This window comes from Acidicapsa acidisoli, from assembly GCF_025685625.1.
Taxonomy (GTDB): domain Bacteria; phylum Acidobacteriota; class Terriglobia; order Terriglobales; family Acidobacteriaceae; genus Acidicapsa; species Acidicapsa acidisoli.
In genome coordinates, this window is record NZ_JAGSYI010000001.1 from 1470043 (window position 1) to 1483014 (window position 12972).

Genomic DNA, 12972 nt, shown 5'->3' on the forward strand with positions numbered 1-12972 from the left:
GCGAGTGAAGAGATCTGGCAAGAGGTAGCTGGGCAAGAGCTGAGGTTCCGCCGAGAGTCGAAATTCATCAGATGAAAATGATGTAGGTTACGCCGTCAACCAGTTCGCGCAGAGGTACGTCTGCCGTTGCAGCACGACGAGGACGGCAGCGAGAGCTGGTGAGGCGTAGAGTCTGGATCGTACAGGCAATTGGCTGGTAGCTATTGGAATTGCCGTTTTTCTTGGAATTGCTGGGGATCTTCTGGTCGACGGAAGCGTCCCTGTTGTTCATGCGGGGATGTCTGCGTCCCAGACAGGCAGTCCGGCCTATACGGGACACGATCCTAATGCCCTATGCGCTCATTGCCATCAGGCGATCTATGAGCAATATCGGAAGACTCCCATGGCGAACGCCAGCGGTCCGGCGACGAATGGCTTTCTGCCGGGTGAATTCACCCATTCGACATCGGGAGTCTCTTACCGGATGGTGGAGCAGGATGGGCGGGTCTACCTCAAATTTGCGCGTGCGGCCGAGGCAGTTCAGCCCACCGGGAGCACAGATAACCGCAGTCTGAACGGGCAGCGAGAGTTGAAGTATTTCCTCGGCTCCGGAAAGCGTGGCCGCACCTATTTGTTTGAGCAGGATGGGTACTGGTTTGAGATTCCGGTGAACTGGTATGGCAAGAAGCGTATCTGGGATATGGCTCCTAACTATCTCGAAGCGCGGGAGATGCCGCTGACGTTGCCGGTTGATCCAGGTTGCCTGCGCTGCCATACATCCGGCGCACAGCCATCGTTGCCGCAGGCTCGGAACCGGTATGCGGGGGCTCCGTTTCTTGAGGGCGGGATCACATGCACGGCTTGCCATGGAGATGCGGCGGCGCATCTGGCAAGTGGTGGCCGCACGGCGATGATGAAGATCGAAGAACTGCCGGCGATTCGCCGGGATTCGATTTGCCTGAGCTGCCATCTGGAGGGCGAGGAGATGGTGGTTCATGAGGGCAAACGGCTGGTGGATTTTCAGCCTGGGCAGAGCATCTTCGATTACGCCAGCTACTTTGTACGCCAAGCCCAACCCGGTTCTCAGCACGGTTCCGGGGAACGTGCGACGAGTCAGTGGGAGGCTCTGCTACAAAGCGGATGCAAGCGTGGCGCGGGGGAAAAGCTGACCTGCGCGACTTGCCATGATCCGCACGGATCGACGGCGGTGATGAGCACGGAGGAGCGGGCGGAGTTTTATCGCACGAAGTGTTTGCAGTGCCATGACCCTGGTGCTGTGAGTCCCACTGGATTCGCCGCCGTGCATCACCCCGAAAACCGCGATTGCGTTTCGTGCCACATGCCTCGCGCGAGGGCGGAAGATATTGCACATGAACAAGTTACGGACCACAGGATTCCCCGCGTATCGCGCTCGGCTTCGGCAAAAATCGCACGGCAAACTGGAGATGCAGGCGAAGCGGAAGGTGAGTTGGTGGCGATTGGGACAGCTCCGGGCGTCACGGGCGAGAGCAATGGACGGGATCTCGGGTTGGCGTATGCGTTTGCAGCCTCCCGAGGCGACCGTCAGGCCGGGGAACGGGCGCTGCAACTGCTGCGCGAGGCAGAGGCGCTTCCGTCTGCGGCTGCCGATGCCGAGTTGCATGAGCATCTGGGATTTCTCGACCAACTTGCCGGAGATAAGGATGCCGCGGTGCGGGAGTATGGGCTTGCGCTCGACGCAAATGCAGCGGACTCTATCGCGGAAGGGAATCTCGCGCTTCTGAAGGCCGGCGGCCGGCAGTACGGGCTAGCGGTTCAACTTTGGGAACGGGCATTCCAGGACGATCCGGTGCAGTTGAAGGCGGGGATGAACCTGGCCATTGTGGAGTGCGGCCTTGGCAGGAAAGAAGACGCGTTAGTGACTCTGGATCGTCTCCTCGCATTTTCGCCCGATTATGGCCAGGCCCGGGGGCTTACGCATGAAATTCGTTCAGGACACCGCGCCTGCGGGACGCGCTGAGAAAAACGCTCACAGAAGCTGAGAGTCTCGCTCAGCGCAAACGTTTGTGCGTGGGCCACGGGCAAATGTCATACCTAGAAAGAACGGAATATCTATCGCATTCTGGTTTGCCAAAGTGTTATCAGCAGAGTGCTTTGGGTGATTCCGGAAGACTTACGGCAGCTTCAGCGCCCGACGCGCAAGGAAGATGACGCGCCGTACGGCAGAGCCAAAGGTCTCAGTAAAGGCATTTACTCCAACCTTCGGTGGAACCTCCCGGCCGTTGAAGTGCTATTGTGCGGAAGGCTTTGGTGCAGATGGGGCACAGGTCAGAGCACCGGAATAAGGTAGCAAGAATGATATATCGAATATATAGCATTTTCTCCCTAATTGTTCTAAGGGAAAATTTCGAAATTTGAATCGGCTGATGTATCCCATGGTTAATTTCTGGGAAGTTCAGACGCGCTGAACCCCAGTAGGTTTATTAGTAAAGCGATTACTTTGTGAGAGATCTGGAGTTCTCGGGCTATTCAGCGGGCAATATGGCGCAGATGAAAACGATTTCAATATTTGACATTACTTATTATCTCGATACCAGCTCACGACGGATTCATTTTTCTGTTCGTTAAAGATTGACAGACGACAGTTATTTCCACTAAAGTTCGGCGGTGTTCCGAAGAGCCTAATTTTGCACGCTTCAGCATGCATTGTTCGGGAGCAGGTGCTTCGGGCAGCCCCACTCGCAGGCTGTAGAGGCTGGCGGGGTGGAAATAAAGAGCGGGCCAGCCGACGTGGCGGGACTCGCCAGGAAAGTTCTCAGGCGGGGGCGTGTTTCATCAAAGTTCCGTTCCTGTACAACCACGCAGGCGAGTGACTTCCAGAGTCTGGAGGCGGTCAGCCGCGATGCGATGACGGGGCTGAGGAGCGCGATCCGGTCTGCTGAACAGACACAAGTAGATCCACAAACGGATTGAACGATTTTCAGGAGACCGCATGACTAAGAACTTGCGGGCAGCGTTCGCCATGGCACTCCTCGCCATCGGATGTCTGCTCACTATTGCACCCGCCCGCGCCCAATCGGTTTACGGATCGGTTTTCGGCACGGTGACGGATAAGACCGGGGCGGTTGTTCCAGGCGCCACGGTAACTGTGACGGATGAAGCCAAAGGCACGTCTGAAGTCGCAATTACAAACGATACCGGCGATTACAACGTATCGCATCTTGTGCCCGATATCTACGACCTCAAGATCGAGGTAAAGGGATTCGAGACCTTTGTCAGCAAGGGCATCACGATATTGGCCGACACGTCGCCACGCGTCGATGCAGCCCTGACAATCGGCGGAGGCGGCACGACCGTTACGGTCGACGCCGACGCGGTGCCGCAGTTGAAGACGGATCGCGCGGATGTTTCGACGGTTTTCGATTCGCAGCAGGTGACCGATCTTCCAGTGGAAGGCCAGAACTTTACCAACCTGCAGCTTCTTCTGCCGGGCGCGCAAAAGCTCGGCTGGTCCCATGCGGCCGACGAAAATCCGCAAGCCTCGGCACAGATTCAGGTCGATGGCCAGGCCTTCGGCGGAGTGGCGTATGAGCTTGACGGCACCGACAACCAGGACCCGATTCTGGGAATCATCGTCGTCAACCCATCGCTGGACTCCGTGACGGAAGCCAAAATCACGACGCAGAATTTCGACGCCGAGCTTGGCAAGGCCGTCTCCGCAGTCATGACAGTGCAGACCAAGTCGGGATCGAACAGCTTCCACGGCAGCGCGTACGACTTCCGCACGGGCAACGCCAACCTGGCGCGCGATCCGTTTTCGCAACCGCCCGGACCTGATGCGATCCCTCCCGGCGTGAAAAACAAGTTTGGTGGATCGATCGGCGGCCGGGTCATCAAGGACAGGCTCTTTTTCTTTGGAGCTTATGAAGGGCAGCGGCAGAAGGTCGGAACGTCGGCAAACGCCACTCTTCCCTCGCAATTGGCCACTGAGACCTGCCTCGGTAATGAGGTTGGACCGAGCGGAATTGCGGGCTGCGACTTCAGCCAGTATGCGACGCAATTCGGCGCCGCGGGTACGCTCTACCAGAATGTCACAAATCCCGACGGGACTGTTACCGGGACTCCATTTCCAGGCAACGTGATACCGGCGGCGCTGGTGTCCAAGCAGTGGAAGAACCTTTTGTCCGTCCTGGAGCCATATACCAAACTCGAGAACGGCGGAGTTGCGAACGGTCTTGGCAACAACTACTCGGCAGGCGGCACTGGGCTCTTCAACAGCAATTTGTGGACAGTGCGTGTCGACGACACGATCAGCCAGAAGCAGAGTGCTTTCGTTCGATTCTCCCGCTGGACCAACATACTGAGCGGTGCTCAGATGTTCGATGTGAACAACGTGGGGGCCGGTGGACCCGGCTTTGGCCTGGGCAACTACGGCGGTCAGTCATCGAGCGCGGATGACAGCGTCGCAGTCGGCACCGACTACGTTGTGAACCCAAAGCTGATCACCGACATTCGTCTCGGTTACCTGCGCTATAACATCCTCGACGAGAAGAACGACGCGGCCACCGAATTCGCCAATACGTTGGGAATCCCCGGCATCAATCTCGGGACGCCCTCCACTGGTGGTTCGCCTGGCTTCGAGTTTGCCTCGCTTCCTAACGTGAGTACCCAGCCGTGGTACGGCGACGGCCTCGGCATCTCTCGTTGCAACTGCCCGCTAATCGAGCGCGAGGACCAGTTCCAGATCGTCAACAACTGGACCAAGACGCTGGGCAATCATTCCATCAAGATCGGCGCGGATCTCCGCTACGGCCGCAATCTCCGCGTACCTTCGGACTCCGATCGGGACGGGGTGATGCAATTCAACGCCGGTTCGACTTCAGACGCTGGCGCCAGCGGTACGGGTATGGGCTTTGGAACAATCGCTCTCGGTGACGTAACCAGCATGAGCCGCTACGTCTCCACCTCCACTAACGCCAAGGAGTTCCAGAAGCGCATCTTCTTCTACCTTCAGGACACGTGGCGCGCAACCAGCAAGTTGACCGCCAACCTCGGCGTTCGCTGGGAAGGCTATTATCCTGAGGCCGTCAACGGTCCAGGGAACGGCTCTCTCCTGAGCCTGAATGATGGCTATCTGCATGTGGCCGGTATTGGCGGCGTACCCACAGATATGGGCTGGAATCTCGATGAGAAGAAGCAGTTCGAACCGCGCATCGGCCTGGCTTATCAATTGAATCCGAAGACCGTTATCCGCGGCGGCTACGGACGCAGCTTCGACATCGGCGTATTCGGTTCGGTCTTTGGCCACGTGGTCACACAGAACCTGCCGGTTCTGGCCAACCAGAGCCTCAACTCGTCTGGAACTCAGCAAGCGTTCTGCCTGGGCTCGCCGACCGATAACCCTGGTTGCAATCTTGCCAACCTCAGCACGCCTCAGCCCGCCACTGGCGGCCCCGCAGGCTTCGTTCCGCCTGCAGTACCGGCCAGCGGCCTGCTGCCGAACCCCGGTTACAATGTCAACTCCAAGGCGCGTCCCAATCCGATGCAGTTCCCGACACTGGATGCCTGGAATTTGAGCTTCCAGCGCGCTTTGACTCCGGCGCTGACTCTGACGGTGGCCTACGTCGGCAACAAGGGCACGCACACGCTCAGCGATGGTGACGGAAACAACACCATGCCCAATGAAGAGGCAATCCAAATTGGTGGCCAATACAAGTTTGGAAATCAGACTTTCCAGACCATTAACGGCCAGACTCTGCATTGGGATCCGTCGGCGCCGAGTACACCGACGTCGAGCGGCGCTACCTCCAACCCGCTTTACCTGCAACGCTTCTATGGCGCAAAGCTGCAGGCGTGCAGTGACCCCGCGTATAACTCATCCACAACAGGCGCGAATGTTCCAGCCGGTACCGGTTGGTGCGGCTGGTCGCAGCAGATCAGCTACTACGGCGACGACCAGAACACCAACTTCAACGCGCTTCAGATTACGCTGGCCCAGCAGACCTGGCATGGCCTGAACGTCAACTTCAACTACCAGTTTGCTCGCGCAAACGACCACCTCTCCGCCTATGAGACCTGGGATCCGGCGATTGCTTACGGCCCCGACTCCAACGTGCGCCACCATGCCGCAACGGTCTATGGCAGCTATGACCTCCCGTTCGGCAAGGGTAAGCAGTTCTTCACGGGTGCAAATCATGCGACTGACCTGCTCATCGGAGGTTACGAGCTCTCAGGAACTTTGAGCGGCTCAAGCGGACTTCCCTTCAGCCTCGGTCTGAACGGCTGTTCGTACAACTACACCAATTCCGCCGGTAAGGTTGTGAGTGCCCCAGACTATCCCAATGGTCCAACCTCGGAAGCTCCGTGCTATCCGCTGGTGGCGAATGGCAGCAAACTCCACACCAACCTGTCCGGCTACCAACCGGGTACGGGGTGGACGTTCTACCAGCCGGTCACTCTTGGGAGCAGCGGCTTCTCCGAGCCAGGACTGGACGAACTGGGAAATTCGGGCCACAACAACTACTACGGACCGAAGTTCTTCAACACCGATCTTTCTCTCCAGAAGACATTCGCGATCTGGGAGAACGTGGTGACGAAGTTCCGGTTCGATGCCTACAACGCGGTGAACCACATCAACCCCGGCAACCCGGGCGGAAACATTCAGAACATAGGTTCGATTACCGGCGAAGCGCCGGGACCCGGACCGCGCCAACTGGAGTTCTCGCTGAGGGTACAGTTCTAGCCTCTGATCGGGTAATACAACCGAGTGGGGAGCTTCGGCTCCCCACTTTCCTTTTGTAGAAGCAATGGCAGGGGTAGACTGGTTTGGGTGATTGGATGAAGGGATTCGACGGGGCAATCCTGTTGTGGATATTGCTCAGTGCATCGGCTAGCCATGCGCAAGGTACGCAGGCGAATCAGGCTTCTGCGGCGAATGCTGAGACGGCTCCGGCAGTCTCGCTCGCCGATGCGAAGGCGCTGGCGGCCAAGGGGCATCTGGATCAGGCTTTGGCAGAGTTGAATGAACTGGCCAAGGCTGAACCGGAAGAGCCCGGCGTCGAGCGGTTGCGCGGGATCATTCTGTATCAGAAGGAGCTGTTGCCGGAGGCTGAAGCGGCTTTTCGCAAGGCAGCCGCTCAGGATGCTCAAGACCGCGAATCGAAAGAGATGCTGGGCATTACACTTTACAGGCTGGGCCGGCCGGTTGAGGCGATTCCGCTGCTGGAAAAAGCGGAATCGACTGTTAGTGGAGCGAATGCCGACCCTAAGTACGTACTGGGCCTGTGCTACACCGACACAAAACGGTATGACGATGCTCGGAGGGCCTTTGCGGCGCAGTTTGGCTTTGCGCCAGATTCGGCCGAGGCCTATCTGGTGGCGGCGCGTTTGTTTCTGCGGAGGGAGTTTGCCGACGAGGCGGCGGTCTTTGCGCACAAGGCAGTGGAGCTGAATTCTGCGCTGCCGCAGGCGCACCAGTTGCTCGGAGAGATTGCGCTGGCTAAGGCGGATCTGCCGCTTGCAGTGAGAGAGCTGGAAGCCGAGCAGAAGCTAAATCCGCTGGATGGAGCGATGTATGACAGGCTTGGCGATGCTTATGTGCGGAATGGCCAATATGAAGAGGCGCGGCAGGCGTTGAACAAGGCCGTGCTGCTGGAGCCCAATGCGACCGGGCCCTACATTTTGCTTGGTGAGGCGCTGATCAAGCTGGGAGAGCCGATCCAGGCGCTGCATTATCTGGATCGCGCTGCCTCGATGGATCCAGGCAACTATATAACGCACAACGTGCTGGGACAGGCCTATCGCGCGCTGGGGCAGATGGCGGATGCGAATCGCGAATATAAGCTGGCGGTCGAGATTCAGCATAAGAACGATCCCAAGCCGGCGCAGGCGAGGTAACGGCATGCGCACTCTGATTTGCCGGATCGTGCTCATGCTTTGTGTTGCAGGCCCTGCGGAGATGAAGGCGGCTTTTGCGGTTGCCCAGGACACGAAGCCTCCAGAGACAAAGCCACAGGACGCTGCATTTCTCGCGTTGCAAGAGGCCGATGCGGCGTTTCGGGCCGGGTATGCGGCGATGCAGGCGGGCAAGCTGGACGAGGCACGGCAGAGTTTTGCCGACGCGGTGCGGCTTGCTCCGCAGATTCCGGAAGCGCATCTGGCGCTGGGGGCGATTCTTTCGCAACTTGGACGGCCGGAAGAAGCAATTCCTGAGTTTGAGATCGTGCTGAAGCTGAAGCCCGCAGACGGGGCGACGGAGGCCAATCTTGCCGCAGCCCATGAAGCCGTTGGCCGCAGCCGCGCTTCTGCGGGCAAGCTGGACGAGGCGGAGGCGCAGTTTCGGTCTGCAATCGGAGTTTTACGGGATGCGGTACCAGACGCTCAGGGCGTCGACGCCTCAATTGCGCAGCAGGTCGCGTTACGGGACGAGCTCGGATCGCTGCTGGCGCAGGAGAAGCGTTGGGACGAGGCGGAGTCCGCTTTTCGGGATGCGCTGCGGCTGACACCGGAGGGTGCCAGAGCTGGAGCCGGATCAGTTGCGCCGCACATGCATCTGGGGGTGGTGCTCGTGGAGCAGAAGCGGTATCCGGAGGCGCTCTCAGAGTTGGGCAAAGCTGCCGAGCTTGCTCCCGAAAACGCGCTTGCGCAGTTCCAACTGGGACGCGGGCTGGCCGCCGCCGGTAAGGATGACGAAGCCGTGCCGCATCTGGATCGGGCGTTAAAGCTGAATCCTGAACTGCGGGGCGGGGCGCTTGAATTGGCGATGGCCAAACAGAGGCTGGGTCAGCAGCAGGAGTCGATTCCGCTTTTTGAAAAAGCCGTGGAAAATGAGCCGCACAATGCCGAGGCTCTGACCAATCTGGGGCTGGCGTTGACGGAAACGGGCAAGGCGAAGGATGGCGTGCCGTTTTTGCGGCGGGCGCTGGCCGAGACCCCGAATGACCCGGTGGTGCATGAGGATTTGGGTGTGGCGGAGTTGCAGCAATCGCATTTCGATGAGGCGATCGCGCAGTTTGAGCAGGCAAAGGAGCTGGATGCGGCCAATCCGCAACTGCATTACGACCTCGGACTCGCGTACAAGCTGAAGGACCGGATGGAGGACGCGGTTCGGGAATTGTCCAAGTCTGCAAGTCTGGATGCGACGCTCCCCGATCCGCCTTACACGCTGGGGATTTTGTATATGCAGATGGGAAGGCTTGCGGATGCGGCCACACAGCTTAAGACGGCTCTTGCGCTGCGTCCGGGGAACGGCGACGGGTGGGCGATTCTGGGCAGTGTTCTCAAGCAATTGGAGAGACGCGAGGAGGCGGAGACAGCGCTGAAACAGGCGATTGCCCTGTTGCCGAACCAGCCCGGTCCGCATATTACGCTGGCCGCTGTACTCGCCGAAGAAGGCAGGCGGCAAGAGGCTGCGGACGAACGGAAGCTGGCCGCTGGGTTGAGCAGAACTGCGGTGAACAGGCAGCGTGCGACGTTAAGCACCAATGCCGGGAATCAGTTGTTGCAGCGGGGCGAGATAGCCGACGCTGTGAGTCAGTATCAGGATGCGATTGCAGCCGATCCCGGATACGCCGAGGCGCATGTCCAACTCGCCGTCGCGTATGCGCGGCAAGGGCGCGCGCAAGATGCTGCGGCGGAGCGGCAAAAGGCTGAGGCGTTGGGAAATCAAAAGCAGTAAACTATTGTCCGGAGTTAGGATTGCCACCCCTCGTATAAATAGAAGAGCTACATTTCAGGAAATTTGTGTTGCGACATTCATTTAACTTGACTAGTCTGCCCGAAGAGTTCTTACTTAGCGTGGAAACTCCACCAAAACGAGGTAGATGAGATGCATGCAACGCTGAAGAAGCGCATGGGGATGATCGCCGGCACGGCTATCGTTCTTGGAGTCTTAGCTGGAAACTCGATCGCGCAGGACAGCGCGGGTTATGGCGAGTTTCAACTGACGAGTTCGACTTTCGCCAGGAACGCCGAACTGCCTATATCGACGATTCTGAATAATCAGGTGAATGGGGTCAATACCTGTTCGGCGAATGGAGCTGCTGGCGGTGACTTATCGCCTGACTTAGCGTGGACGAATGCTCCGAGAGGAACGCAGAGCTATGTTGTCGTTCTCTATGACGTCACGGCTGCCTTTACGCACTGGGGCATGTATAACATCCGCGCGGGCGTAACGCAGTTGCCGGCCGGAGCAGGAGTGGCGGGAAGCGGTTATGGTCCGCAGATCGAGAACGACTTTGCCCTTGGCGAAGAATATGACGGCCCTTGTCCTCCGGCTGGGGTTGCCCCGGAGCAGCACCAGTATGTCTTCACTGTCTACGCATTGAGCAAGGAACTGACGCTGCCCAGCTCGGCGAACTTTCCTCCGAATGGCGAGACGCTCTATCACGCTCTCATCAAGGCTGGCGTTGAGGGAGCAATCCTGGGGAAGGCGAGTCTGACGGGATACTATTCGTCTACTCCTCAGAACTAAATGAGTTGTGACCGAGACGGGCTATTGCCATACGGCCAATAGCCCGCCGGTGATCAGCATGGCTACGAGCCAATAACCGGTATTGATCGCGAAGAGCTTGAATGGGCGGCCCTCGTAGACGCCCTGCGCAATGTTGGGCGCGGCGATGAAGCCTGCCCATTCGATGAAGCCGACCAGTGCGCCTTTCCCATAGGTAGCTGCGCCGGACCATGCGATGGAGTGAAACAAGATAAACGAGAGGACCAGGCTGCCGACGAAAGACAGAATCATACCGGCCATCATGGCCTTTTGTTTATCGGGACCGGATGGCGGGTTGACCATGGCCATCCATGGCTTGGCGAAGAGCAGGGGCGAGTACCAGATCGCGCCGATAAGCCACTGAATGACAGCCGATACCAGGATGGCCCAGTGGTTGACGTGGTGAAGGTGGTGGAAGGATTGAACAGCCGAATCCATGGTTATCTCCGCAGAAATTCCAATAGCATCGAGTACCCGGCTCTCGGTATTGAGAGTTACAGGTCGAACAGGTGGTTTTGGGGAACGTGTGAATGACTCTCAGGCAGGCGAGATGGATATGTCAAGGGAATCGCGCTAATTTTCGGGATCGAGGTATTTGCGCCGTCTTGCATCGGGATGCATCCTGATTGCAGTGAGGTTCCGCGGGGATGGAGTTAGTTTCGACAGATTCGACGCTGCAGGTTACAACCGAAGAAATCAGCGTTCTTGTAGACACGTTCTATGGATGGGTTCAGCTTGATCCGCTTATTGGCCCGATTTTCAATCGCGAGGTGGAGGATTGGCCTGCGCATCTGGCGCTGCTCAAGGAGTTCTGGGCTACGGTCATTCTTGGGACGCGGAGCTTCAAGGGGAATCCGATGGAGATCCATTTGAAGCTGTTGCCTGAGCCCCGTCATTTTGAGCGTTGGCTGGAGCTTTTTGCCGAGACGGCAAACGAGGTTCTGACGCCCGCCCACGCGGAGCTTTTTGTTGGCAAATCACAGCGCATTGCGGAGACATTTCAGAGGGTAATTGCGTCGCATCGTAGCGGACTTGGGGTCATGCCTGTCTGACTATTTCCTCCGCCGAACGGCTTGAAACGGGTTTGTGACTGGAGTCACTCCTCTTTGCCTGGTAGGAAGAATCCCTCCATGGTTGTATTTCCTGAGCGAATTTCTATCCAAATACTCGCTATAGTGGGGTAGAGGAACCTCTATGATCTCTGTCGCCATCGTGGGCTCCGGGCCCTATGCCCTGTCCCTCGCCGCTCATTTGAATCCTCTCGGAGTGGAGTACAGGATCTTTGGGCCATGCATGGAGGCATGGGACCGGCATATGCCTTTGCGCATGTTCCTGAAGTCCGATGGCTTCGCTTCGGATTTATATGCTCCGGGCGCCGGCTATCGGCTGGAGGAATATTGCAAGGAGCAGGGGATTGAGTATGCCCCCGTGGGGCTGCCGGTAAAACGCGCGACTTTTGTGCAGTACGGCAGAGAGTTTCAGCGGCGATATGCGCCAAATCTCGAAGAGACGATGATTGTGAGGGTAAGCCAGATTCCAGGCGGTTTTGAGCTGGAGACGGCTGAGGGCGAGCGGTTCCAGGCACGCCGGGTTGTGCTGGCGGTCGGAATCAGCCACTTTCCTTACTTTCCCAAGGTACTTTCCGGATTTTCTCCGGAAGCTGTCAGCCATACGTTTCATCATGGGCCGTTTGACGAGTATCGTGGCAAGCACGTGCTGGTCATTGGCGCTGGAGCTTCGGCCGTGAATGCGGCGGTCGCGTTGAACGAAGATGGCGCTCAGACGGAACTGATGGCGCGGGCAAGCAAGATCAATTTTCACAACAGATCGCCTGATTACCGGCCGATCATGGATCGAATTCGCAACCCTCGCTCTGTAATCGGGGTAGGCTGGAGATCCAAAATCGCTGTCGATCTGCCACTGGTCTTCCATGCGATGCCGGAAAGCCTGCGTCATCGCGTTGTGACGAGGCACCTGGGTCCGGCGCCGGGCTGGTTCTCGCGCGACGGCTTCGAAGGTCATGTGAAGGCAAATCTGGAGTGTCATTTGCAGGAGGTTAGCGAGGCCGGCTCGAAGGTGCGAGTGAAGTATCTGGATCCGTCCGGAGCGACGCAGGAGATATTTGTCGATCATGTGATCGCGGGGACAGGATTTCAGCCGTTCCTGAGCTCATTGAAGTTTCTCGATGAAAAGCTCTCGGCGAAGGTGCGCACAGCCCGTTCGATGGCGGATATGGACTCGAACTTTCAATCCTCCGTCGAGGGGCTTTATATGACCGGTCTTGCGTCGGCCTACAATTTCGGGCCGATGTGCCGTTTCGCCTGTGGAGCGCGATTTACTGCCAAAAGGCTTTCACGGCACCTGGGACAAATGGAACGACGGCGCTCTGTGCGGGTGGTTGAACACGCCAATATTCCCCAGCACAGCAATGAGCCAAGCCGCAGCGTTCAGCAAGAGTCCGAAGCGGTTTTGCAGAGGGAGCACGCCGGGTAGCAGCTTTTCCAGATTCAGCACGGTTGCATTGG

Annotated in this window: 9 protein-coding genes and 1 pseudogene; 8 read left to right on the forward strand and 2 right to left on the reverse strand. The window is 58.0% G+C overall.

Annotated features, from left to right (window positions below):
- Positions 1-67: 67 nt before the first annotated feature.
- Positions 68-271: a hypothetical protein gene (locus OHL23_RS05855; RefSeq protein ID WP_263350841.1), complete on the reverse strand. Its 204-nt coding sequence runs from the start codon at positions 269-271 to the stop codon at positions 68-70.
- Positions 272-382: 111 nt separating this feature from the next.
- On the opposite strand from OHL23_RS05855, the gene OHL23_RS05860 reads away from it, so the two are divergent.
- The 6 genes and pseudogenes from OHL23_RS05860 to OHL23_RS05880 all read left to right on the forward strand — a co-directional run bounded on the left by OHL23_RS05860 (position 383) and on the right by OHL23_RS05880 (position 10429).
- Entirely contained in the window at positions 383-1978 is a 1596-nt protein-coding gene (locus OHL23_RS05860) for a multiheme c-type cytochrome (RefSeq protein ID WP_263350842.1), read from the forward strand.
- Between the two features lie 1002 nt (positions 1979-2980).
- Positions 2981-3280 (forward strand): annotated as a pseudogene (locus OHL23_RS28710) (carboxypeptidase-like regulatory domain-containing protein); the annotation flags it as partial.
- Between the two features lie 402 nt (positions 3281-3682).
- Positions 3683-6700, forward strand: a complete 3018-nt coding sequence (locus OHL23_RS05865) for a TonB-dependent receptor (protein WP_449701812.1) — start codon at positions 3683-3685, stop codon at positions 6698-6700.
- A 95-nt stretch (positions 6701-6795) separates the two neighbouring features.
- The gene (locus OHL23_RS05870; RefSeq protein WP_263350844.1) at positions 6796-7854 is read left to right on the forward strand and encodes a tetratricopeptide repeat protein; all 1059 of its coding nucleotides are present in this window, start codon (positions 6796-6798) and stop codon (positions 7852-7854) included.
- 4 nt (positions 7855-7858) lie between these two features.
- Positions 7859-9634, forward strand: coding sequence for a tetratricopeptide repeat protein (locus OHL23_RS05875; protein WP_263350845.1), 1776 nt, complete (start codon positions 7859-7861; stop codon positions 9632-9634).
- Between the two features lie 150 nt (positions 9635-9784).
- The gene (locus OHL23_RS05880; protein WP_263350846.1) at positions 9785-10429 is read left to right on the forward strand and encodes a YbhB/YbcL family Raf kinase inhibitor-like protein; all 645 of its coding nucleotides are present in this window, start codon (positions 9785-9787) and stop codon (positions 10427-10429) included.
- A 21-nt stretch (positions 10430-10450) separates the two neighbouring features.
- Here OHL23_RS05880 and OHL23_RS05885 read toward each other — a convergent pair whose 3' ends face one another.
- Positions 10451-10885, reverse strand: coding sequence for a DUF1761 domain-containing protein (locus OHL23_RS05885; RefSeq protein WP_263350847.1), 435 nt, complete (start codon positions 10883-10885; stop codon positions 10451-10453).
- A gap of 209 nt (positions 10886-11094) precedes the next feature.
- Between OHL23_RS05885 and OHL23_RS05890 the strand changes: the two genes are divergently transcribed.
- Positions 11095-11499 (forward strand): group III truncated hemoglobin, encoded by a 405-nt coding sequence (locus OHL23_RS05890; RefSeq protein WP_263350848.1) that lies wholly within the window; start codon positions 11095-11097, stop codon positions 11497-11499.
- A gap of 142 nt (positions 11500-11641) precedes the next feature.
- Positions 11642-12940: an NAD(P)-binding domain-containing protein gene (locus OHL23_RS05895; protein WP_263350849.1), complete on the forward strand. Its 1299-nt coding sequence runs from the start codon at positions 11642-11644 to the stop codon at positions 12938-12940.
- Positions 12941-12972: the final 32 nt, after the last annotated feature.

Bases quoted from the DNA above. Each gene is read 5' to 3' on its own strand.
- OHL23_RS05885 (WP_263350847.1), bottom strand. From the start codon at position 10,885: ATGGATTCGGCTGTTCAATCCTTCCACCACCTTCACCACGTCAACCAC.
- OHL23_RS05875 (WP_263350845.1), top strand. From the start codon at position 7,859: ATGCGCACTCTGATTTGCCGGATCGTGCTCATGCTTTGTGTTGCAGGC.
- OHL23_RS05895 (WP_263350849.1), top strand. From the start codon at position 11,642: ATGATCTCTGTCGCCATCGTGGGCTCCGGGCCCTATGCCCTGTCCCTC.
- OHL23_RS05860 (WP_263350842.1), top strand. From the start codon at position 383: ATGGCGAACGCCAGCGGTCCGGCGACGAATGGCTTTCTGCCGGGTGAA.
- OHL23_RS05870 (WP_263350844.1), top strand. From the start codon at position 6,796: ATGAAGGGATTCGACGGGGCAATCCTGTTGTGGATATTGCTCAGTGCA.
- OHL23_RS05880 (WP_263350846.1), top strand. From the start codon at position 9,785: ATGCATGCAACGCTGAAGAAGCGCATGGGGATGATCGCCGGCACGGCT.
- OHL23_RS05890 (WP_263350848.1), top strand. From the start codon at position 11,095: ATGGAGTTAGTTTCGACAGATTCGACGCTGCAGGTTACAACCGAAGAA.
- OHL23_RS05865 (WP_449701812.1), top strand. From the start codon at position 3,683: ATGACAGTGCAGACCAAGTCGGGATCGAACAGCTTCCACGGCAGCGCG.
- OHL23_RS05855 (WP_263350841.1), bottom strand. From the start codon at position 271: ATGAACAACAGGGACGCTTCCGTCGACCAGAAGATCCCCAGCAATTCC.